General features: G+C 67.6%; 17 protein-coding genes and 1 other RNA gene. 10 read left to right on the forward strand and 8 right to left on the reverse strand.

Annotated elements, in window-relative coordinates; all coding sequences use genetic code 11:
* Both CKY51_RS22370 and tssA read left to right on the forward strand, forming a co-directional pair.
* Nucleotides 1-5,969, forward strand: a 5,969-nt coding sequence (locus CKY51_RS22370; protein WP_170292290.1) for a beta strand repeat-containing protein, incomplete at its 5' end; no start/stop codon positions are given.
* A 45-nt stretch (nt 5,970-6,014) separates the two neighbouring features.
* The gene (gene tssA, locus CKY51_RS04275) at nt 6,015-7,046 is read left to right on the forward strand and encodes a type VI secretion system protein TssA (RefSeq protein ID WP_022971505.1); all 1,032 of its coding nucleotides are present in this window, start codon (nt 6,015-6,017) and stop codon (nt 7,044-7,046) included.
* Nucleotides 7,047-7,049: 3 nt separating this feature from the next.
* Here tssA and CKY51_RS04280 read toward each other — a convergent pair whose 3' ends face one another.
* Entirely contained in the window at nt 7,050-7,349 is a 300-nt protein-coding gene (locus CKY51_RS04280; RefSeq protein WP_022971504.1) for a DUF2782 domain-containing protein, read from the reverse strand.
* 76 nt (nt 7,350-7,425) lie between these two features.
* On the opposite strand from CKY51_RS04280, the gene polA reads away from it, so the two are divergent.
* From polA to CKY51_RS04320, 8 genes are all read left to right on the forward strand, one after another.
* Complete coding sequence (polA, locus tag CKY51_RS04285; protein WP_022971503.1) at nt 7,426-10,209, forward strand: DNA polymerase I; 2,784 nt, start codon at nt 7,426-7,428, stop codon at nt 10,207-10,209.
* A gap of 284 nt (nt 10,210-10,493) precedes the next feature.
* Complete coding sequence (locus CKY51_RS04290) at nt 10,494-10,724, forward strand: hypothetical protein (RefSeq protein ID WP_152248932.1); 231 nt, start codon at nt 10,494-10,496, stop codon at nt 10,722-10,724.
* 109 nt (nt 10,725-10,833) lie between these two features.
* Nucleotides 10,834-11,523 (forward strand): response regulator, encoded by a 690-nt coding sequence (locus CKY51_RS04295; RefSeq protein ID WP_022971502.1) that lies wholly within the window; start codon nt 10,834-10,836, stop codon nt 11,521-11,523.
* Nucleotides 11,513-12,904, forward strand: coding sequence for a sensor histidine kinase (locus CKY51_RS04300; RefSeq protein WP_022971501.1), 1,392 nt, complete (start codon nt 11,513-11,515; stop codon nt 12,902-12,904). Before CKY51_RS04295 ends, CKY51_RS04300 begins: the two co-directional genes overlap by 11 nt.
* A gap of 103 nt (nt 12,905-13,007) precedes the next feature.
* Complete coding sequence (locus tag CKY51_RS04305) at nt 13,008-13,874, forward strand: alpha/beta hydrolase (RefSeq protein ID WP_022971500.1); 867 nt, start codon at nt 13,008-13,010, stop codon at nt 13,872-13,874.
* Complete coding sequence (locus CKY51_RS04310; protein ID WP_022971499.1) at nt 13,871-14,230, forward strand: EamA family transporter; 360 nt, start codon at nt 13,871-13,873, stop codon at nt 14,228-14,230. The genes CKY51_RS04305 and CKY51_RS04310 overlap by 4 nt, the downstream gene beginning before the upstream one ends.
* The gene (locus tag CKY51_RS04315) at nt 14,227-14,610 is read left to right on the forward strand and encodes a DMT family transporter (protein ID WP_022971498.1); all 384 of its coding nucleotides are present in this window, start codon (nt 14,227-14,229) and stop codon (nt 14,608-14,610) included. The genes CKY51_RS04310 and CKY51_RS04315 overlap by 4 nt, the downstream gene beginning before the upstream one ends.
* Nucleotides 14,600-15,808, forward strand: coding sequence for a DegT/DnrJ/EryC1/StrS family aminotransferase (locus tag CKY51_RS04320; protein ID WP_022971497.1), 1,209 nt, complete (start codon nt 14,600-14,602; stop codon nt 15,806-15,808). The genes CKY51_RS04315 and CKY51_RS04320 overlap by 11 nt, the downstream gene beginning before the upstream one ends.
* 51 nt (nt 15,809-15,859) lie before the next feature.
* Here CKY51_RS04320 and CKY51_RS04325 read toward each other — a convergent pair whose 3' ends face one another.
* The 7 genes from CKY51_RS04325 to CKY51_RS04355 all read right to left on the reverse strand — a co-directional run bounded on the left by CKY51_RS04325 (nt 15,860) and on the right by CKY51_RS04355 (nt 22,078).
* A complete protein-coding gene (locus tag CKY51_RS04325; protein ID WP_022971496.1) occupies nt 15,860-16,741 on the reverse strand; it encodes an arginase family protein in 882 nt (293 codons plus the stop codon).
* On the reverse strand, nt 16,738-17,802 hold the full coding sequence (locus CKY51_RS04330) for a peptidogalycan biosysnthesis protein (protein ID WP_022971495.1): 1,065 nt from the start codon (nt 17,800-17,802) through the stop codon (nt 16,738-16,740). The genes CKY51_RS04325 and CKY51_RS04330 overlap by 4 nt, the downstream gene beginning before the upstream one ends.
* A gap of 25 nt (nt 17,803-17,827) precedes the next feature.
* Entirely contained in the window at nt 17,828-19,231 is a 1,404-nt protein-coding gene (locus tag CKY51_RS04335; RefSeq protein ID WP_152248933.1) for an aspartate aminotransferase family protein, read from the reverse strand.
* A gap of 44 nt (nt 19,232-19,275) precedes the next feature.
* The gene (locus tag CKY51_RS04340) at nt 19,276-19,977 is read right to left on the reverse strand and encodes an MtnX-like HAD-IB family phosphatase (protein ID WP_022971492.1); all 702 of its coding nucleotides are present in this window, start codon (nt 19,975-19,977) and stop codon (nt 19,276-19,278) included.
* A 393-nt stretch (nt 19,978-20,370) separates the two neighbouring features.
* A non-coding RNA gene (locus CKY51_RS04345) (sX9 sRNA) lies at nt 20,371-20,446 on the reverse strand.
* 60 nt (nt 20,447-20,506) lie between these two features.
* Complete coding sequence (gene hemF, locus CKY51_RS04350) at nt 20,507-21,406, reverse strand: oxygen-dependent coproporphyrinogen oxidase (RefSeq protein ID WP_022971491.1); 900 nt, start codon at nt 21,404-21,406, stop codon at nt 20,507-20,509.
* A gap of 99 nt (nt 21,407-21,505) precedes the next feature.
* Entirely contained in the window at nt 21,506-22,078 is a 573-nt protein-coding gene (locus tag CKY51_RS04355; RefSeq protein ID WP_022971490.1) for a hypothetical protein, read from the reverse strand.
* Between the last annotated feature and the right edge of the window lie 23 nt (nt 22,079-22,101).

Here is a 22,101-nt window from a genome sequence, read left to right on the forward strand (position 1 = left end):
GCAACGACTTCCAGGGCGCGGTGACGCTGACCGGTGGCACCACGCGTATCACCGACGGCGGCGCGCTGACCTTGGGCACGCTGAGTACTGGCGACCTCACCGCTACCAGCATCGGTGCGCTCAATCTGGGCAGTGGCACGGTGAACGGCGCCCTGGTCGCCACCAGCAACAACGGCGCGATCACGCAGTCGGGAAGCGGCACCTTGGCCGTCGTCGGCACCAGCAATCTCACTGCCGGCACCGGGGCGATCACGCTGAACAACAGCGGCAACACCTTTGGCGATCTGGTCAGCGCGACCGGCCGGGGGATCTCGTTGAACGCCGCGGGCAATCTTTCGATCGGCACGTTGAGCCTGGACAGCAACAGTGCGCTGTCGTTGAGTGCCACCGGCGCATTGACCCTGCCGAGCACGGCGATCAACACCGGCAGCGCCAACCTGACCCTGTCCAGCGGCGGCAGCCTCAGCACGCGCGCCGCGTTGGCCGGGACGAACGTGGACCTCACCGGGAGTGGCGGCATTGCGCTGGCGCATGACGTCACTGCGACCGGCACGTTGAAGTTGACCACCACCAACAGCGCGATCACCCAGACCGCCGGCAGCGTCGCTGCGATCGGCACCAGCACCGTCAATGCCGGGACCGGCGCCATCACGCTGGACGGCGCGGGCAACGACTTCCAGGGCGCGGTGACGCTGACCGGCGGCACCACGCGTATCACCGACGGCGGCGCGCTGACCTTGGGCACGCTGGACACTGGCGACCTCACCGCTACCAGCATCGGTGCGCTGAATCTGGGCAGCGGCACGGTGGGCGGTGCATTGCTCGCCACCAGCAACAACGGCGCGATCACGCAGTCCACCAACAGTGGTCTGACCGTCAACGGCACCAGCAACCTCAATGCCGGAACCGGCGCCATCACCCTGAACACCGGCAGCAACGATTTCCAGCAAACGGTGAGCCTGGTGGCTGGCGACATGACGCAGATCACCGACAGAGGCGCGCTGACGTTGGGTACGCTGAGCACCGGCACTTTGCTGGTCGTCAGTGACGGTGCATTGAACCTGGGCAGCGGCACCGTGAACGGTGCCTTCGGTGCCTTGAGCAACAACGGCGCGATCACACAGACGGGAGGCTTGACCGTCGTCGGCAACAGCAACATCCAGGCCGGCAGCGGCGCCATCACCCTGACCCACGGCAGCAACGACTTCCGCGCCGGCATGATACTGGACGGCACCGGCATCAGCGTGGTCAATGCGGGCGATCTGGTTGTGTCCTCGCTCACCAACGGCGCCAACGGCGCCATTGCACTGACCGCTGGCGGTGCTCTGAACGTGGTGACACCATCGCTGGATACTGGCAGCGGCGATCTCACGCTGATTGCCAACGGCGGTGCCTTGAACACCACCGGCACCCTGCGCGGCACGAACGTCGCGCTCACCGGTCGCGATGGCCTGACGCTTGGCCACGACATCACCGCAGCAGGCACGCTGGCCTTGCGCAGCACCAATGCGGCCATCGTGCAGACCGGCGGCGCGATCGCAGCAACCGGCACGACCACCGTCGCTGCCGGCACCGGTGCGATCGCGTTGCTGGGCGCCTCCAACGACTTCAGCAGCCTGAGCCTGACGGGATCGGCGATCGGCGTCATCGATCGCAACGATCTGACGCTGTCGGCGCTCACTGCCTCCGGCAACGGCAACGCGGCGATCAGCGCCGGTGGTGCTCTGCAATTACCGGCACAAGCCATCACGGCCGGCAGCGGCAATCTGACGCTGAGTGCGGGCGGTGGCGCACTGACCAGCAACGGCAATCTGAGCGGTGCAAACGTCGCCCTCAGCGGCCGCGATGGCGTCTTGCTGGGCAATGACGTCACGGCCAGCGGTACGCTGTCGCTGAGCAGCACCAATGCGGCGATCAACCAAACGTCCGGCGCACTGCGTGCGGGTGGTGCCACCACCGTCAATGCGGGCACCGGCGCCATCGCACTGAACGGTGCAGGCAATCGCTTCGGCGGCGGCATCGGCCTGACCGGCACCGGGATCAGCGTCAACGACAGCGGCGATCTGACCATCAACAGCTTGACTGCCGGCAGCAACGGCTCGATCGCGTTGACCGCTGGTGGCGCCCTGAACATGGCGGCACCAGCGCTGGATACGGGCAGTGGCGACCTGACGCTGATCGCCAACGGCGGTGCCTTGAACACCACCGGCGCCCTGCGCGGCACGAACGTCGCGCTCACCGGTCGCGATGGCGTCTTGCTGGGCAATGACGTCACGACCAGCGGTACGCTGTCGCTGAGCAGCACCAATGCGGCGATCAACCAGACGTCCGGCGCGCTGCGTGCCGGTGGTGCCACCACCGTCAATGCCGGCACCGGCGCCATCGCACTGAATGGTGCAAGCAATCGCTTCGGCGGCGGCATCAGCCTGACCGGCACCGGGATCAGCGTCAACGACAGCGGCGATCTGACCATCAACAGCTTGACTGCCGGCAGCAACGGCTCGATCGCGTTGACCGCTGGTGGCGCCCTGAACATGGCGGCGCAATCGCTGGATACGGGCAGCGGCGACCTGACGCTGAGTGCCAACGGCGGTGCCTTGAACACCACCGGCACCCTACGCGGCACGAACGTCGCCCTCACCGGTCGTGATGGCCTGACGCTTGGCCACGACATCACGGCAGCGGGTACCCTGGCCTTGCGCAGCACCAATGCGGCCATCGTGCAGACCGGCGGCGCGATCGCAGCAACCGGCGCGACCACCGTCGCTGCCGGCACCGGTGCGATCGCGTTGCTGGGCGCCTCCAACGACTTCAGCAGCCTGAGCCTGACGGGATCGGCGATCGGCGTCATCGATCGCAACGATCTGACGCTGTCGGCGCTCACTGCCTCCGGCAACGGCAACGCGGCGATCAGCGCCGGTGGTGCTCTGCAATTACCGGCACAAGCCATCACGGCCAGCAGCGGCAATCTGACGCTGAGTGCGGGCGGTGGCGCACTGACCAGCAACGGCAATCTGAGCGGTGCAAACGTCGCCCTCAGCGGCCGCGATGGCGTCTTGCTGGGCAATGACGTCACGGCCAGCGGCACGCTGTCGCTGAGCAGCACCAATGCGGCGATCAACCAAACGTCCGGCGCGCTGCGCGCCGGTGGTGCCACCACCGTCAATGCCGGCACCGGTGTCATCGCACTGAATGGTGCAGGCAATCGCTTCGGCGGCGGCATCGGCCTGACCGGCACCGGGATCAGCGTCAACGACAGCGGCGATCTGACCATCAACAGCTTGACTGCCGGCAGCAATGGCTCGATCGCGCTGACCGCTGGTGGCGTTCTGAACATGGCGGCGCAATCGCTGGATACGGGCAGCGGCGACCTGACGCTGAGTGCCAACGGCGGTGCCTTGAACACCACCGGCACCCTGCGCGGCGCGGACGTCGCCCTCACCGGCCGCGATGGCCTGACGCTTGGCCACGACATCACGGCAGCGGGCACGCTGGGCTTGCGCAGCACCAATGCGGCCATTGTGCAGACCGGCGGCACGCTCGCAGCAACCGGCACGACCACCGTCGCCGCCGGCACCGGTGCAATCGCGCTGACCAATGCCGGCAATCGCTTCACCGGCGCGGTGGACCTCAGCGGCGGCGATACCACCATTGCCGCGACTGCGTTGCGCCTGGGCCGCGTCTCCACCGATGCGCTGACCGCCAGCAGTGCCGGTGCCCTGGATCTGGGCAGTGGCAGCGTGCGGGGCGTGCTGGTCGGCAGCAGCGGCGATGCCGACATCACCCAGTCCGGCGCGCTGGCGGTGAACGGCGCCACGCGCCTGAACGCCGGCCGCGGCGACATCGTGTTGAACGACGGCGGCAACGACTTCGGCGGTGCGCTGACGCTGGCCGGCAATGCCGTGCTGCTGCAGGACCGCAATGCGTTGGCTATCGCGGCACTGCAGAGCGGCAGCAATGCGCCGGTGACCTTGGTGGCCGGCGGCGATCTGACGCTCTCGGGCGCGCAGATCGATGCCGGCACCGGCGCGCTCGCGCTGACCGCCAGCGCCGGCATCTTGCGCGCCGGTGCGCTGCGCGGCGGCGATGTCCGCCTGACCGGCGGCAGCGGGATTGCCCTGGGCGATGACGTGACCGCACAGACGCTGGCGTTGACCAGCACCAATGCGGCGATCGTCCAGAGCGGCGGGAACCTGCTGGTGGCAGGCGCTACCACGGTCACGGCCGGCAACGGCGCCATCGCGCTGGATGCAGCAGGTAACGACTTCCAGGGTCTACTGACCCTCAGCGGTGGTGCCACCCGCGTGCGCGATGCCAACGCGCTGAGTGTGGGAACGCTGACGACCGGCGACCTGCAAGTCACCAGCAACGGCGCGCTCAACCTGGGCACCGGTCTGGTCAATGGTGCGCTCACCGCGGCCAGTAACGGCGGCGCCGTGAGCCAGAGCGGTGCGCTGACGGTCGCTGGCCGTGCCAGCGTCGACAGCGCCGGCGCGGCGATCGTGCTGGACGCTGCGGGCAACGACTTCCAGGCGGCGCTGGACCTGCGCGGCGGCGACAGCCGCATCCGCGACCGCAACGCACTCGCACTGGGGACGTTGGGGGTCGGCAACCTGCAGCTCGACAGCGGTGCCGGCCTGGAACTGGGCCAGGGGCGCATCGCCGGCAGCTTGGTCGCCCGCAGCGGCACTGCCGCCGCCGCCGCAACCAACGCCCGCTTGCAAGCGACAGCGGCGCCGGTGGCGCTGGCGAGCGACATCACCCAGCAGGGCGCGTTGACGGTGGTCGGCAGCAGCCTGCTCGATGCCGGCAGCGGCGCGATCGTGCTGGATGCGGCCGGCAACGACTTCCAGGGTACGGTGCAAGCGCTCGGCAGCAGCATCGCCATCGTCGATCGCAACGACCTGGCGGCGACCGCGCAGGCCAGCGATGCCCTGCGGCTGCAGGCCGGTGGCCAGCTCACCACCGCTGGCACGCTCAGCGCCAACGACATCGCCTTGCGCGGCGGCACCGGCATCGTGCTTGGTCACGATGTCGCCGGCGCCAGCGTGGCCTTGCGCAGCGGCGGGGCGATCACCCAGAGCGCCGGCAGCCTGCGCGCCGGTCAGCTCAGCGGCAACGCCGCCGGGGCAGTCGTGCTCACCAGCAGCGGCAACGCCATCGATGGACTCGGCGACTTCAGCGCGCAGGGGCTGGACCTGTTCAGCAACCGCACGCTGTTGGTCAGCGGCCGCGTCGACGGCGGCCCCTCGCTGCGCCTGAGCAGCGGTGGCCAATTGCAGCTGAGCGGTCAGCTCAGCGGCGCCACCAGCTGGCTGCAGGCCGTCGCCGGTATCCGCCAGCGCGCAGGCAGTTCGATCACTGCCGGCCTGCTCGGCGGTCGTGCCGGTGGTCCGGTGGCGCTGGGCGATGCCGCTGGCTTCATCGACAACCGCGTCGTCCGCCTGGGCGACTTCGTCGCCAGCAACGGTTTCAGCTTCACCAACGGCGGCGACCTGTTGCTGGTGCTGGCCAATGGCAGCAGCTACAGCGTGGATGCCGGCAACAGCGCGATGTTCCTGTCGGTCCGCGGCAATCTGTTCCAGGATGGCCGCGCGCCGCTGCGCAACGGCACCGGCACCTTTGCCGCCACCGGGCAGATCGGCACCCAGCAGAATCCGCTGTATGTGACCGGCACCGGCACCCAGACCGTGGCGGCGATCGGCGCGCCGCCGGCGTATTTCAATGCCACCGCCGCCGACGGCCCTCTGCTCGACCTGGCCGGTGCCTCCGGCTTCAACGTGCCGGCCTCGGCCTTCGCTGGCCGTGCGCAGAGTTCGGCCAGCCGCACCGTGGCGTTCGTGGACCTGTCGGCCAGTGGCACCCCGTACCGCGCCTTCGGTCTGGTCCAGCCAGGTCTACGCCTGCCCGCCGACCAGCAACCGGCCTGCGATGCCGGCGACCCGGACGCGGGCTGTAGCCCCCCGTAATCCTCACCGCCGCGCACGCGGCGGTCCCTGAGTGGAGCCTGTGCGATGCATGACGACAGTTCGCTGGACACCTTGCTGGACGCGCTGGACGCGCAGGCCCCGGCTGGCCCGGACCTGGAGTACGACGCCGACTTCCTGCGCCTGGAGCGGCTGTCCACGGTGCGCACCGAGCGCACGCTGGGCGAGGCGGTGATTGCCGCCGAAGAGCCCGATTGGGAGGCGGTGCAGACGCTGGCGCTGGAGCTGAGCCGACGAACCCGCGACCTGCGCGTGGCCAGCCGGCTCGGCGCCGCCTGGGGACGGCTCCGCGGCCTGCCTGGCTGGGCCGAAGCGCTGGCGTTGATCCACGGCTTGCTGGAGCGGCACTGGGGCGCGCTGCACCCGCAGCTGGACGCGGACGACGACGACGACCCCACCGCTCGCATCAACGCGCTGGCGGGGCTGGGCGATCCGCTGGGGTTGCTGGGCGCCTTGCGCGGCACGGTGGTGGTGCATTCGCCGCGCCTGGGCCGTTTCAGCCTGCGCGATCTACGGCTGGCCAACGGCAGTCTCAAACCGAGCGACGATCAGGCCCCACCCAGCCTGGCCGAGATCGAGGCCTGCTGCCTGGACTGCGAGCTGGACCTGCTGACGGCCTCGGTACAAGCGATCAGCGCTGCGCTGGGCCACGCCCGCGCCATCGATGCGTTGCTGTCCGAGCGGGTCGGCACCGCCGCGCCAGACCTGCGCCCGCTGCTGGCCGATCTGCGCGAACTGGAGCGCTGGCTGCTGCCGCAGTGGCAGGCGCGCCAGGGCACGGCCGAGGAACCTGCCACCGTGGTGGCGGAGGACGGCGTTGCGGCCGCCAGCACGCCGGCGCGGCCGGCCGGCGCCATCGCTGGGCCAGACGATGTACGGCGGCGGCTGGAGGAGATCTGCGCCTACTACGCCCGCCACGAGCCATCCAGCCCGGTGCCGATGCTGTTGCGGCGCGCGCAGCGCCTGGTGGGTTGCGACTTCCTGGCGCTGATGAAGGAACTGGCGCCGGCCGGCATCGACGAGCTGCAGCGGGTCACCGGGCCACTGGAGGAGGGCTGAGCCTCACCAGCTGTAGAGGTTCCAGTAGACCTTGTTGACCTTGTCACGCTCGGCATCGGTGTGGCCGTCGTGGTCGCGGTCGTAGAGGAAGTACGGCGCGCCACGCGACGGGGTGACGCGCACCATGCTCAGCTGGCCGTTGACGCGGAACTCGTCGATCTTGTCGCCATTGGCCATGGTCTTGGTGGTGACCTCGGCGCCGCGCAGGTCCGGCGGCAGGTCGCTGTCGGCGGTTGCGGGACGGCCGGTGGTGGCGCAGCCGCCGAGCAGCAGCAGCGGCAACAAAAGCATGGCTGGTTTCATCGTCGTGATCCGTTCGTGGTCGCCGCCCAGTATGCGCCGTGCAGTGTGGCTGGAGCGTGCAGCGTAGAATCGCCCGATGAGCAGATTAGTCCTGATCGACGGGTCCAGTTACCTGTATCGCGCGTTCCACGCGCTTCCGCCGCTGACCAATGCCCAGGGCGAGCCCACCGGTGCGTTGTTCGGCGTGGTCAACATGCTGCGTGCCACCCTGAAGGAGCGCCCGGCCTATGTCGCGTTCGTGGTGGACGCGCCTGGCAAGACATTTCGCGATGACTTGTATGCCGACTACAAGGCCAACCGCCCCCCGATGCCCGACGACCTGCGCGCGCAGGTGCAGCCGATGTGCGACATCGTGCATGCGTTGGGCATCGATATCCTGCGCATCGATGGCGTGGAAGCGGACGATGTGATCGGCACGCTGGCGCTGCAGGGCGCCGCAGATGGCTTGCAGGTCACCATCTCCACCGGCGACAAGGACTTCGCCCAGTTGGTGCGTCCAGGGGTGGAGCTGGTCAACACCATGAGCGGCAGCCGGATGGACTCGGACGAGGCGGTGATCGCCAAGTTCGGCGTGCGCCCCAATCAGATCGTCGACCTGCTGGCCTTGATGGGCGACACCGTCGACAACGTGCCGGGCGTGGACAAGTGCGGCCCCAAGACCGCGGCCAAATGGCTGGCCGAATACGATTCGCTCGATGGCGTGATCGCCAATGCCGACAAGATCAAGGGCAAGATCGGCGACAACTTGCGAGCGGCGCTGCCGCGGCTGCCGCTGAACCGCGAATTGGTCACCATCAAGACCGATGTGGTGCTGGCCAGTGGCCCGCGCGCGCTGGACCTGCGCGAGCCCAACAGTGAGGCGCTGGCGGCGCTCTACGCCCGCTACGGCTTCACCCAGGCGCTGCGCGAGCTGGGCGGTGGCGCCGGCGAGGCTGGCGCCGCGCCAGCGGCGGTGGCCAATGCCCGTACCGAGCCCGGCCGTGCGCGCGGCACCGGCTTCGTCTCAGCGCCCGTTGCTGCGCCGGCCGATCTGGATCCGGCGCTGGCCGCACCCGGGCAGTACGACACCGTGCTGACCCAGGCCCAGCTCGATGACTGGATCGCCCGCCTGCGTGTGGCCGGTCAATTCGCCCTGGACACCGAAACCGACAGCCTGGATGCCTTGCAGGCCAATCTGATCGGCCTGAGCGTGGCTGCCGTGCCCGGCCAGGCGGCCTATGTGCCGCTGGGCCACGACTACCCCGGCGCGCCAGCCCAGCTATCGCGCGAGCAAGTGCTGGCGCAGCTGGGTCCGCTGTTGGCCGACCCGGCGCTGCGCAAGCTCGGCCAGCATGGCAAGTACGACCTGCACGTGCTGCGCCGGCATGGGGTGGCGGTGGCCGGCTATGCCGACGACACCTTGCTGGAGAGCTTCGTGCTCAACTCCGGCAGCGCCCGCCACGACATGGACAGCCTGGCCAAGCGCTATCTCGGCTACGACACCGTCAAGTATGAAGACGTCTGCGGCAAGGGCGCCAAGCAGATCCCGTTCGCCCAGGTCAGCCTGGAGGACGCCACCCGCTATGCCGCCGAGGACGCCGACATCACCCTGCGTCTGCACCAGGTGCTGAGCACGCGCCTGGCCGCCGAACCCGGGCTGGAGCAGGTCTACCGCCAGATCGAAATGCCGCTGGTCGGGGTGCTGGAGCGCATCGAAGCCAATGGCGTGCGGGTGGACGCCGAGGAACTGCGCCGGCAGAGCGCGGACCTGTCCAAGCGCATGCTCGCCGCCCAGCAGAAGGCCACCGAGCTGGCTGGCCGCAGCTTCAACCTGGACTCGCCCAAGCAGTTGCAGGCCTTGCTGTTCGACGAGCTCAAGCTGCCGGCAGTGGTCAAGACGCCGAAGGGCCAACCGTCGACCAACGAGGAGGCGCTGGAGGCCATCGCCGATCAGCACGAACTGCCGCGGGTGATCCTGGAATACCGCGGCTTGGCCAAGCTGCGCAGCACCTACACCGACAAACTGCCGGAGATGATCCACCCGCAGTCCGGGCGTGTGCACACCAGCTACCACCAGGCCGGCGCCGCCACCGGGCGGCTGTCTTCCTCCGATCCGAACCTGCAGAACATCCCGATCCGCACCGAGGATGGCCGCCGCATCCGCCGCGCCTTCGTCGCCCCGCCCGGACGCAAGCTGATCGCCTGCGACTACTCGCAGATCGAGCTGCGCATCATGGCCCACCTGTCTGGCGACCCCGGCCTGGTCGGCGCCTTCGAATCCGGCGCCGACGTGCACCGCGCCACCGCCGCCGAAGTCTTCGGCCGCAGCATCGAGGCGGTCAGCAGCGACGAACGCCGCGCCGCCAAGGCGATCAACTTCGGCCTGATGTATGGCATGAGCGCCTTTGGCCTGGCGCGCCAGCTCGGCATCGGCCGCGGCGAGGCGCAGGACTACATCGCGCTGTACTTCAGTCGCTATCCAGGCGTCCGCGACTTCATGGAGTCCACCCGGCAGCAGGCCCGCGACAAGGGCTATGTGGAGACGGTGTTCGGTCGTCGGCTGTATCTGGATTTCATCAATGCCGGCAGCCAGGGCCAGCGCGCCGGCGCCGAGCGCGCCGCGATCAACGCGCCGATGCAGGGCACCGCCGCGGACATCATCAAGCGCGCCATGGTCAGCGTGGACGACTGGATCGCCGCGCATGCCGAGCGGGCGCTCATGATCCTGCAGGTGCACGATGAATTGGTATTCGAGGCCGACGCAGCGTTCGTCGACACCTTGCTCGCCGAGGTCACCGCGCGCATGGCCGCGGCTGCCACGCTGCGCGTGCCGTTGGTCGTGGATTCGGGTGTCGGCGACAACTGGGATCAAGCGCACTGACGCAATAAGTAAATGGGCATATCCTGAATGCGCGATGGCAACATAATCGCGCCACGCTGCGCGCTTATGGAATGAATATGCCCTAAATTCTACAATTTCTTAACGGTTCTCTTCACGAACCATCAATGTAGAAAATGGTGTTATATCCCTCGACGGGCGCAACGCCTGTCGGCAGATCTCTCCCATCCCCTGGAGCAGATCTCGGAGCGGAAACTCCTCCCCAAGTTTCCGTTCCCCTGGCCCCGCCGACCTCCCCCTGGTCCGCGGGGCTTTTTATTTGCTGCGTGAAAATCAACGTCCGCGATCGCATGCGCGTCGCTGCGCCGACTGTGCGCTGGTATCCGGCTGCTTGGTATTCATCTGGATATTCATCAATGTCGCGATCACTCCAGATCGGTCCGCTGATCGCCCTGTCTTGGCCGGTTGGGAATGTAATCAAGGTTAATGCAACGCAGCATTGCGTGTGCGGCACGAAACAATTTCGCACCACGGCATGCAGCGTGACGCAGGAGTGAAGTATGGTGCCGCTCGAGTCAGTTCAGATCCGCTCGCCATGCCACTGCGCCCATTCAGCTACCGCCGCACTGCCGCTTTTTCTGTAGCGACCCCCGCCCGAGCATCACGATGCGGGTGCTGATCGCCGAGGACGAGCCATCGATCGCCGACGCCGTGGTGGGTGCCCTGCGCCAGCAAGGACACGTGGTCGACCACGTCGACAATGGCAACCAGGCAGACGCGGCACTGCGCGACACCGACTATCAGCTGCTGGTCCTGGACCTGGGCCTGCTGGGCGACATGGACGGCGCGCGCGTGCTGCAACGCCTGCGCGAGCGCGGCGCCACCACCCCCGTGCTGGTCATCAGCGCGCGGGAAGCCTTGCAGGAGCGCGTGCAGGTGCTGGATCTGGGCGCCGACGACTATCTGGTCAAGCCATTCGCCTTGGAGGAGTTCCAGGCGCGCGTGCGCTCGGTGTTGCGCCGCGCCATCAGCCACGGCACGCCGGAGCTGCGCCTGGGTCGCCTGCGGCTGGACCTGACCGGCCGCCGCGCCTGGATCGATACCGTGGCGCTGGAACTGACTGCACGCGAATACGGGCTGCTCGGTGCGTTGGCCACGCGGGCCGGTCGGGTGACCAACCGCGCCCAGCTGGTGGAAGCCTTGTGCGGATGGGACGAGGACATCAGCGACAACGGCCTGGATATCGCAATGTATCGCCTGCGCCGCAAACTGCACGGCAGCGGGGTGGGGATACGCACGATCCGCGGGCTGGGCTATCTGCTGCAGGAGCGCCAGGACGGCGACGATGAGGGCTGAGGGAGCCCAAGCGCGGCCAAGCCTGCGTCGCCGCCTGCTGCTGTTCCTGGCGGTGCCGATGCTGGTGTTGCTGGCGATCGATGCCGCGGTGACCTATCGCATGGCGTTGGGTTATGCCAATCGCGCACATGACGAAAACCTGGTGGGCGACCTGCATGCGCTGACCGCGCTGCTGCAGCAGCTGCCGGAGCGGCGCAGCTTGTCGGCGCAGGCGCAGTTCCTGCTCCGCTACGACCCCGACGGTCCCAATTATTTCGCCGTGTTCAGCCGTCGCCGCGGGTGGCGCTACGGCGATACCGGTCTGCATGGATTGCGGCATCCGGCGCTGGGCAAACGGCCGGTGCCGTACTCGGCTAACGACGGCATCCGTCGACTGCGCGCGGCCTCGGTGGCGATGCCGTCCCCGTTCGACGCTGGCGATGTGCTGACGGTGACCGTTGCCGAGTCGCTGGTCGACCGCGAGCGCAGCGCACGCAATGTGCTGTGGCTGACCTTGCCGGTGCAGGCCGTGTTGATCGCCGCCGTGATGGCCCTGGTGTGGCTTGGAGTCAACCACGGCTTGGGGGTGCTGCGCCCATTGAATGCACGGCTGGCTGCACGCGAACAGGCGCTGGCCCCGGTGACCGGACCGGACGTACCGCAGGAGATCCTGCCGCTCACACGCACCCTGGACGCCTTGTTCGCGCGCGTCCGCGACACCGTGCAGCTGCATGAGCGGTTCATCGCCGATGCCGCCCATCAGCTGCGCACGCCGTTGGCAGGCCTGCAACTGCATGCCGAACGTGCAATGAGCGCCGATCCGGAGCAGACCCGCGCGGCCCTGTTGCAGATCCAGCAATTGACCGCGCGTGCGGCACGTGCGGCCAGCCAGCTGCTGGCGTTGAGTCGCGCGCAGTCCCCGCACCATCGCGACGAGGTCTTGCTGCCGGTGCTGCTGTATCGGCTGATTCCCGAGGCGGTATCCGCACGTGTGCCCGAGGCGCTGGCCGCCGATGTGGACCTGGGCTATCAGGCCGACAGCGAGGACGCCGCGCTGGTGGTGTTCGGCGACCCGCTGGCATTGCAGGAGTTGCTGGACAACTTGATCGACAACGCACTGCGCTACGCCGGTCGCGGCTGCAGCGTCACCGTCGGCCTGGCGGCAGTGGCCGGTGCGGTGGTGCTGAGCGTGGAAGACGACGGCCCCGGTGTGCCGGACGCGCTGTTGAGCCGCTTGGGCGAGCGCTTCTTTCGCGTGCCGGGCGTGCGCGGCGATGGGTCCGGGCTGGGTCTGGCGATCGTGCAAGGGGTGGCCAATCGCCACAACGCGCGGGTGGGGTTCTGCCGCGGCGCCCGTGGTGGCCTGCGTGTGGAAGTCCACTTCCCCTCGCCGCAGCAGTGAGTGCGCACTGAACGGCACCGCTGCCGTGGCGTCGGCAGCGGGCAACGAAAGCTTCAGGAAAACCTTCGATGGCATCGTGCGCCCCTGACAGGAGGGCAGGTTGATGATGCGTCCCAATGAATTCTTTCTTGCTGGCGGCGGTTGTGGCGTGCTGCTGGTCCACGGGTTGACCGGAACGCCAGCGGAAATGCGTCGGCTGGGCGTGGGCTTGCACCGCGCCGGCTTCACCGTGCATGGCGTGCAACTGGCCGGCCACTGCGGCGACATGGACGACCTGCTCGCCACCGGCTGGCGCGACTGGTACGGCAGCGTCGTCGACGCCGCCGAAGCCTTGGCCAAGCAGGTGGACCAGGTGTTCGTCGCGGGATTGTCGATGGGCGCGCTGTTGGCGCTGGAGTTGGCGATCGAACGGCCGGAGTTGATCGCTGGCGTCGGCGTTTACGGTGCCACCTTCCGTTACGATGGCTGGAACATCCCCTGGACACGGCATCTGTCGTTCCTGCTGCCGGCGTTCAAGCTATTTGGTATCGGCCGTCGCCGGATGTTCCTGGAAGAACCACCATACGGCTTGCGCGATGAGCGCCTGCGCGCGCGCATCGCCAGCGCAATGCAGAGCGGGGACAGCAGTGTCGCTGGCCTGCCCGGCAATCCCTGGCATTCGCTGGCCGAGTTGCGCGAGCTGTCGTCGCGGGTCCGCCGGCGGCTGCGGAAGGTGCACGCCCCGTGTCTGGTCGCGCATGCCTCCGAAGACGACGTGGCCAGTCTGCGCAATGCGCAGATGGTGCTGGACGGTGTTTCCGGCAAGACCGAATTCCTGCTGATGGAGGACAGCTACCACATGCTGACGCTTGACCGGCAACGCGGCTTGTTGACCTCTGCCAGCGTCAGTTTCTTCGAGCGTGTGGCCAACGGCGAGCTGCAGTCGCAAGCGGCCGCCGCGTGGCAGCAGCCGGCGCTGCAAACCTCATGACGCCGGCGGCGGCGGCACTCTGGGCCGTGACGGTGGTGGTCGATACGTTGGGACAATTGGCATTCAAGCAGGCCGCCTTCGAACCCATCGCAGGCGACCTGCTGACGCGTTGGCGCACACGTTTCGCGCGGCCGTGGTTGTGGACCGGACTGGCCTGCTATGTCGTCGAGTTCCTTGCCTGGATCGCGTTCCTCTCGCTGGTGCCGCTGTCGCAGGGCGTGTTGCTCGGCTCGATCAATATCCTGGCGCTGATGCTGGCCGGCCGGCTGCTGTTTGGCGAACGTCTGACGCCGCTCCGCGTGGCGGGCATGAGTCTGATTGGCCTGGGCGTGGCCATCGTAGGGGCGGGCGGATGAGGCGGCTGTATCTGATCGGCTTTCCGTTGCTGTTGTGCTTCGACAGCCTGGCGCAGCTGTGCTTCAAACTCGCCGGCGATCGCGCCTTGCCGCTGGACTTCAGTCTCTCCTGGTTGCAGCGCTTGTTCGCCCAGCCGTTTCTCTACGGTGCCGTGCTCGGTTATGTCGGTGCGTTCTTTACCTGGATGACCTTGCTGGAAGAGGCGCCGATTGGCCCGGCCTTTGCCGCCTCGCATCTGGAGGTGGTCAGCGTGCTGGTGTTGTCGGCCTGGCTGCTGGGCGAGCCGCTGACGGCGGTGCATGTGCTGGGTGCGACATTGATCCTGGCCGGAGTGGCCTGCCTGGCACGTGCCGAATCCCGGCTGGCCGATGTGGGCTGACGAACTACCGCCCACAGCCGGCCTTCCGTTGCGGCTAGGCGATCTGCTGCCGCGCCGGACGCGCCTGGAAGACCGGCTGCATGCGCTGTACGACTTGCCCGATCCGCTACTCACCTGTTCGGGGACCGCCGCGTTCCTGTTGTCATTGCGCGCGCTGCAGCGCCTGGCGCCGCGTCGCGACGAAGTCGTGGTGCCGGCCTATACCTGCCCCCTCGTCGCGCTGGCGGTGCGTGCAGCCGGTCTGCAACTGCGCCTGTGCGATCTGCGCGAAGGGCATTTCGACATGGACACCGCAGCGCTGCGTGCCGTCTGCGGTCCACGCACGTTGGCGGTGGTGCCCACGCATCTGGGCGGCCGGTTGACGGATGTGGCCAGCGCCAGCGCCGTCGCGCACGCCTGCGGTGCGTGGGTCATCGAAGACGCCGCGCAGGCGTTGGGTGCACGGCTGGGCGGTACCAGTGCCGGACTGCAGGGCGACATCGGCTTCTTCAGCCTGGCGGTCGGTAAGGGACTGTCGCTGTACGAAGGCGGCGTGCTGGTCAGTGCCGATCCCGAGCTGCGCGCGCTGTTGGCGCGCGAGGCTGCGCAGGTGCCGTGGCGGCTGCTGTGGGAGCTGCGGCGCAGCCTCGAGCTGCTGGGGATGACGCTGCTGTATCGGCCGATGGCGCTGCGGCTGGCCTACGGTTTGCCGCTGCGTCGCGCACTCCGACGTGGCGACCCGGAGGCGGCGATCGGCGATCGTTTCGATGCGCAGATTCCGTTGCACCGGTTAGGCCCATGGAGGCGCGCGGTGGGAGCCAACGCTGCCATTCGATTGGCCGACTTCCAGGTCGCCGCGCGCGCGCGCGCGCTGGAATGGCGCAGCGAACTGACGGCGCTGCCAGGACTGGAGGTGTTTGGCGATCGCCCTGGGGAACGGGGAACATGGCCGGTGTTGTGGTTGCGCCTGCCCGATCGCCAGTGTCGCGATGCAGTGCTGGACGCGCTGTGGACGCAGGGAGTCGGCGCCAGCCGGATGTTCATCCATGCCTTGCCGGACTACGCCTATCTGCGCGACTGCGTTCCCGACACGTCGGTGCCACAGGCGCGTGCGTTGGCCGAGTGCACATTGACGCTCGGCAACAGCGCCTGGCTGGATGCGCCGCGGCGCGCACGCATCCGCCAGGTACTGGCCGACGTGCTGTCCCACCGCGTCTGAGGGCCGGGTCGTCGCGTCATTGCAGCGCGAGCATAAGCACTGCGATGGTGACTAGATGGCCAGGCGTGGATAGGTGTCGAGCAGGCCCAGCAAGCGCCGATTGAGCGCGTGTTGGCCGGCCTGCCAGAACCGCAGCTGCGGCAGCTCCGGCGGTTGTTGCCCATCGAGCGCAGACAGCAGCCGTTTGAACCAGCTGCGGTAGCGGTAATGCGAGATCTCGCCGGTGATGTCGCTGCCGATCAGCGGACCCTTGAGCGCTTCCAGGAACTGGTGCATCGCCGCCATATCGAAGCGCCCCTGGTCCCAGTTGGTACGCGCCACGTGCTCGGCGAAGACGTCCTTGTCGATGGACAGGTACACCGGCAGCTGAGCATCGGCACGTGCGGCGAAGGCAGTGAGCAAGGCATGGACCTCGTCGAACCCATGCACCGCATCGGCGCAGCCGAGCAGCCGTGCCCAGCGCGTGTCCACGCCCAGGCACCAGTAGTGCAGCCGCCCCTGACGCAGTGGCGTCAGGTACTGCTCCCAGCAATGCGCACTGCCGGCATCGGACGAACACAGCCCGACCATGTGCACGCGCGCGACCTGCGGCAAGGCTGCGACCTGCCGCACCCATGAGCCGCAGTGCACGCCGAAGGGATAGCGCATATTGTCCGGATGATTGTCCAGTACGACCACTTGTAGTGGGCGGGCGCTGCGTTCGGCCACCCGTTGGATCAATGGCCAGCTCAGATGATGGAAATCGCCGCTCCCCAGCAGGACGGTGCCGTGCGAATCGGCGAGCGCCGGTTGCAATTCCTGGACGAATTGCCGCAGCGTGGCATGGCTGCAGCCGAAGCGGATCCTCTCCTGCCAGTGCTGCAGCGCGACCACACGGCCGCCCGGTGGCTGACCGTTGGAGCCGTCCAGGTCCAGGACCAGGGCCGGGCTCATCCCAGCGCCCCCGCATGGCGCATGTCCTCGGCCTCGTGCTCGAAACGGTGCGCATGCTGTCGCAACAACATGCGCAACAAGGCATTGCGTGGGTACACCGCATGCCGTGTCGGGCTGAGATGTGCGCCGAGTTCGCGTTTGATCTGCGAGTCGCTCCAGCCTGCCACGTAGTGGCTGAGGTTGTTGCGACGTGCGTACTCCAGGTTGTGCATCCAGCTCACGGCGTACAGGTTGTGTTCGCGCGCCTGCGGATAGGCAAACCCGATGTACTTGTCCACCAGCATGCCGGCGTGTTCGTAGCACAGGTTCCAGCCGATCAGCGCATCGGCATGGTAGTAGGCGAACACGCAGCCGCCACTGCCGGCATCGCGCAGGAGCGTGGACAGGAATCGCTCTTCGAGCAGATCGAAATGGATCTGGCTCTGCGCATAGACATTGCGGTAGAGCGCATAGAATTGCGCGCACACGGCGTCGTCCTGGAAACACGCCGCACCAGTCGGCAGGCGTTCCACGCGCAGGTCGGCGCGCGAGCGCAGCTTGCGGCGGATGTTGCGGCGTCTTCCCGAAGACAACCGGGCCAGGTACTGGCTTTCTTCGCTGAAGTCGATCGGCACCCACGCCAGCGACATGCCTTGCATCAGCACGAAGCCACGTTCGACCAGGGCCTGTGCGAATGCCTCTGCGCGCTGGTTACCCTGCGGGTCGAGCAAGGGCGAACCACTGGGCAGATCCTTGACGATCAGCAGCGGTGCGCGATGGGCCTGGGCCAGCACCTCCTCGGCCAACGCGTCGACGCTGCCGGTCAGCGGCAGCGGTGCGTATTCGGTGACGGTGGAACCGATGAAGCAGGCCTGCCAGCGCAGCCACCGTTGCCAATACCGATAGCCCGGCAACCCGGCCACACGGTCACGCAGTGCTTGATCGGCAGTGGTCAGCAGATCCAGGCGGGTACGAAACAGTGGCAGTCCGCTGTCCAGCCGCTCGGCCTGGAAGCCGAGCGGAGGACAATCGATGAAGCCGCGCAACAGCGCCTCGGGTTCGAGTTGGGTGCAGTAATGCATGCGGCCTCCGGGGAGTGACTTCGCCTCAGCCGGCCTTGGCTTTGCTCAGCAGTTGATCCAGCAGGGAGATCGCCAGATCGATCTCTTCATGGGTGATGTCCAGCGACGGCGCCAGGGTGATGACGTTCTTGTACCAACCGCCGACGTCCAGCACCAAACCGATCGGCTTGCCTTGATGACGCAACTCGCCGGCCAGGCCGATGTCGACCATGCGATCGAGCAGCGCCTTGTTGGGGGTGAAACCGTCGGCCTCGCAGATCTCCGCGCGCAACGCCAGGCCCAGGCCGTCGACGTCGCCGATTTCCGGGTGGCGCTTCTGCAGATCGCGCAGGCCGGCAAGGAAATGTGCGCCCTTCAACGGCACGGTGCGCTCGTAGTCCATCTCGTAGCCCATGCGGATCACTTCCAGTCCCAGCGAGGTGCCCAGCGGATTGGAGTTGAAAGTGGAGTGGGTCGAGCCGGGCGGGAAGACGGTCGGATTGATCAGCTCCTCGCGCGCCCACAGGCCCGAGAGCGGATTGAGGCCGTTGGTCAGCGCCTTGCCGAACACCAGCACGTCCGGGGTCACGCCGAAGTGCTCGATCGACCACAGCTTGCCGGTGCGCCAGAATCCCATCTGGATCTCGTCGACCACCATCAAGATGCCGTACTTGTCCAGCACCTTCTTCAGATCGCGGAAGAAGTTCGGCGGCGGGATCACGTAGCCGCCGGTGCCCTGGATCGGCTCGACATAGAAGGCTGCGTATTCGGCCTGGCCGACCTTGGGATCCCAGACGCCGTTGTATTCGGTTTCGAACAGGCGCGCGAACTGGTGCACGCAGTGATCCGAATATTCCTCAGCAGTCATGCCCTTGGGGCGGCGGAACGGATACGGGAACGGGATGAACATCGCGCGCTCGCCGAAGTGGCCGAAACGACGGCGATAGCGGTAGCTGGACGTGATCGACGATGCGCCCAGCGTACGGCCGTGATAGCCGCCTTCGAAGGCGAACATCAGGCTCTTGCCGTTGCGCGCATTGCGCACCAGCTTCAGCGAATCCTCGATGGCCTGCGCGCCACCGACATTGAAGTGCACGCGCCCATCCAGTCCGAACTTGCCCTTGACGTCCTGCGCGATGGTCTTGGCCAGCTGGATGCGGGTCGGGTGCAGATACTGGCTGGCGACCTGCGGCAAGGTGTCGATCTGATGCTTGAGAGCGTTGTTCAAGCGCTGGTTGGCATAGCCGAAGTTGCAGGCCGAATACCACATCTGCAGATCCAGATATGGCACTTCGGCCGCATCGAACATGTAGCTTCCCGCGCAGCGATGGAAGATCTTCGGCGGATCGACGTAGTGCACGGTATCGCCGAAGGAGCTGTAGCGGGCTTCGTCGGCGAGCAATTGGGCGTCGGCGTCGAGCGCCAGTTCGGGATTACGCATCAGGTTCATCGCAGGATCCGTTGATCGGGTAAAGGCGGAAGAAGAGGGGGTGCTTAGCTGCACAGCAGGGCCGGTTCGCTGCGCGCCATTGATTCGAGGGCGAGGTCGCCGTCGAGCAGGGCGGGCAGCAGCGCCAGTGCTTCGGTGAAGTCGGCGATGGGGCTGTGCGGGATGCCACGCAGCCGGCAGTGGTCGATCAACCGGCGCTTGGCGAACACGTAGTCGGCGCGCGCCGCGCCGCAGAAATCCGAGGCGCCATCGCCAATCAGCAGGACGCGTTGCTGCGGGCGTTCGCGCGCCTGGCGGATCTGTGCGCACTTGCAGGTGCCGGCGCCGCAGTCCTTGGCCTGATACGGCGACTGCAGCAGCCATTGCCGTGGCTGCGCCGTGCTGCACAAGCGGTTGGCGGCGATCGGCAGGTGCTCCAGGCGGTGGCGCGAGAGCATCACCCGGATCGGCTGGTCCAGCCCGTCGCTGACCACCTGCAAGGGCAGACCGCGTGCGGCCACTGCCGCGGCAAAGCGCGGAAAGGCCGGGTCGATCTGCAAGGTGGCCAGATGCGCTTCCAATTGCTCCGCGCTCATGTCCAGCAGGGCGACCTGGCCGCGCATGCATTCGCCCGAGCCGATCAGGCCTGCCTGCCATTGCGCCTCCAGCGCCTGCCACCCGGGTAGGCCGAAGCGTTCGAGCAAGGTGTCGATGACATCCTGCAGGCCAATGGTCCCGTCGAAATCGCACAGGACGCTCCACGACAACGCAGAAGAAGAAGACATTCGAAGAACCGACGGCAGCACAGGATGGGGAGCACGGTAGAGGGGCGACCTTTCGTCCTCCTTTCCGGCTGCGACCCGGAATGCGGTGCTTCGGCTGGCTTCAGCAGTGGTTGGGGCACGTGCCGTCTGCTTGGCGCGTGGGAGCGCCTGGGCGGTCGGTGCCGGTGCGCGAAGAACGCGGTTCACTGGCCGCGGTCACCTGCCCGCCGGAGCACAATGCCTGTCGCAGGCAGGCTGCCTGCGTTGCCAATCTCGCCGGCGCGCACACGGCCGGATGCTGGCCTGTCATCAGGCGTGCGGCCACGTGATCGCATGTCGCGCTGTCGCCTCACGCTGCGCGGCAACAAGCGGAGGCGGCGCAGCGCGACTTAGAGCCGCCAACAAAACGTCGCCAACAGCTGTCCGATGGGCGTGGACGGCGCACAGGAATCGCAGTGTACGGCTCGTACATGAGGATCCGAGCAGCGGCCGCGCCCTTCTGACGGCTAGGCAGTCGTTTGGTTCGCCGCTCTTATCCCAGCCAGTCGCGCGGAACCAGATAGTCGGCCAGGCGCGCTTCGTCGCTGCCCGCTGCAGGCGTAAAGCCGTATTCCCAGCGCACCCGCGGCGGCAGGCTCATCAGGATGCTTTCCGCGCGCCCGCCGCTCTGCAACCCGAACAGCGTGCCGCGATCGTAGACCAGGTTGAATTCGACATAGCGCCCGCGCCGATAGAGCTGGAACTCGCGTTCGCGCTCGCCGTAGGGCGTGTCCTTGCGCCGCGCCACGATCGGGAGATAGGCCTCCAGGAAGCCGTCGCCGACCGCGCGCTGGTAGGCGAAGTCGCGTTCGAAGTCCTGGCCAAGGTCGTCGAAGAACAGCCCGCCCACGCCGCGCGTTTCGTTGCGATGGCGCAGGACGAAGTACTCGTCGCACCAGCGCTTATGGGCGGCATAGCGTTCCTCGCCGAACGGCGCGCACAAGGTCTGTGCCGTGCGGTGCCAGTGCAGCACGTCTTCGTCGATCGGATAGAACGGCGTCAGGTCGAAACCACCGCCAAACCACGCCGCCACCATCTCCCCATCGCGCTCGGCGCGGAAGTAGCGCACGTTCATGTGGGTGGTCGGGATGTACGGGTTGTGCGGATGGAACACCAGTGACACCCCGCAGGCGCGCCAGGTGGCACCGGCGAGTTCGGGGCGATGGGCGCTGGCCGATGGCGGCAGCCGCGCACCGGAAACATCGGAGAAGCCGATGCCAGCCTGTTCGAAGACCGCACCGTCGCGCAGGATACGGGTGCGCCCGCCGCCGCCCTCGGCGCGCTGCCACAGGTCTTCGGCGAAGCGCGCGCGCCCGTCGATGGTTTCCACGGCGGCGCAGATACGGTCCTGCAGGCCGGTCAGATAATCGCGTACACGCTCGAATTCGTTCATGCCCCGATTCTAGAGCGTGTTATGCGCTTTGCGGTGGCTGCGACGCGGACTAGGGTGCGCGAGACCAGGTATGCAGCGCACGCCCAGGCCGCGGCTGCGTCAATCGGTGCGGGTGGCGTGGAACTCGGCGCGCACGGCCGGCGTGCACAGCCGCCAGGCCAACGCGCCATGCACGCAGGCGATCGCCAGTGCACCCAGCCCGGTCAGCAGCAATGCGGCCTGGCGCGTGGCTTGCAACCGCTGCAGCAGCTCCGGCCCCTCCGGCCCCTGCAGCGCAGCGGCCGGCAGCAGGGCCTGCACGCCATCGAACAGTGGTCCGATCAGCGCCAGCCCGGCGAAATTGAGCAGGCCGCTGAGCACCAGCACGATCACGAAGCCGATGCGCGCCCATTCGCGTCGCTGCAGCAGCGCCCAGCTGAGCCAGCCGAACAGCGCCGACAGCACCACACCGAGCACCGACAGTGCCATGGCGTGGTCGAACAACCCCTGCCAGCTCGCCGGTAGCTGCATGCCAGGCGGCAGCGGCAGCAGGTCGCCAGCGGGCATCAGCACCAGCAGCGCGACCTGGCCCAGGTTGCTGAGCACGCCCAGCGCGGCCAGCAGCAGCGAGATCCACGCCAGCGGCGTCACCATGCCGGCCTGGCCACGCGTCCCCGTCGCGGCAGGCACCATCACCTGCGCACCCGGCGACAACG

The sequence above is a fragment of the Xanthomonas maliensis genome (genome assembly GCF_009192945.1).
Taxonomy (GTDB): Bacteria; Pseudomonadota; Gammaproteobacteria; order Xanthomonadales; family Xanthomonadaceae; genus Xanthomonas; species Xanthomonas maliensis.

Bases quoted from the DNA above. Each gene is read 5' to 3' on its own strand.
- polA (WP_022971503.1), top strand. From the start codon at position 7,426: ATGAGCAGATTAGTCCTGATCGACGGGTCCAGTTACCTGTATCGCGCG.
- CKY51_RS04310 (WP_022971499.1), top strand. From the start codon at position 13,871: ATGACGCCGGCGGCGGCGGCACTCTGGGCCGTGACGGTGGTGGTCGAT.
- CKY51_RS04335 (WP_152248933.1), bottom strand. From the start codon at position 19,231: ATGAACCTGATGCGTAATCCCGAACTGGCGCTCGACGCCGACGCCCAA.
- CKY51_RS04320 (WP_022971497.1), top strand. From the start codon at position 14,600: ATGTGGGCTGACGAACTACCGCCCACAGCCGGCCTTCCGTTGCGGCTA.
- CKY51_RS04325 (WP_022971496.1), bottom strand. From the start codon at position 16,741: ATGAGCCCGGCCCTGGTCCTGGACCTGGACGGCTCCAACGGTCAGCCA.
- CKY51_RS04330 (WP_022971495.1), bottom strand. From the start codon at position 17,802: ATGCATTACTGCACCCAACTCGAACCCGAGGCGCTGTTGCGCGGCTTC.
- CKY51_RS04300 (WP_022971501.1), top strand. From the start codon at position 11,513: ATGAGGGCTGAGGGAGCCCAAGCGCGGCCAAGCCTGCGTCGCCGCCTG.
- tssA (WP_022971505.1), top strand. From the start codon at position 6,015: ATGCATGACGACAGTTCGCTGGACACCTTGCTGGACGCGCTGGACGCG.
- CKY51_RS04295 (WP_022971502.1), top strand. From the start codon at position 10,834: ATGCGGGTGCTGATCGCCGAGGACGAGCCATCGATCGCCGACGCCGTG.
- CKY51_RS04305 (WP_022971500.1), top strand. From the start codon at position 13,008: ATGATGCGTCCCAATGAATTCTTTCTTGCTGGCGGCGGTTGTGGCGTG.
- hemF (WP_022971491.1), bottom strand. From the start codon at position 21,406: ATGAACGAATTCGAGCGTGTACGCGATTATCTGACCGGCCTGCAGGAC.
- CKY51_RS04315 (WP_022971498.1), top strand. From the start codon at position 14,227: ATGAGGCGGCTGTATCTGATCGGCTTTCCGTTGCTGTTGTGCTTCGAC.
- CKY51_RS04280 (WP_022971504.1), bottom strand. From the start codon at position 7,349: ATGAAACCAGCCATGCTTTTGTTGCCGCTGCTGCTGCTCGGCGGCTGC.
- CKY51_RS04355 (WP_022971490.1), bottom strand. From the start codon at position 22,078: ATGGTGCCTGCCGCGACGGGGACGCGTGGCCAGGCCGGCATGGTGACG.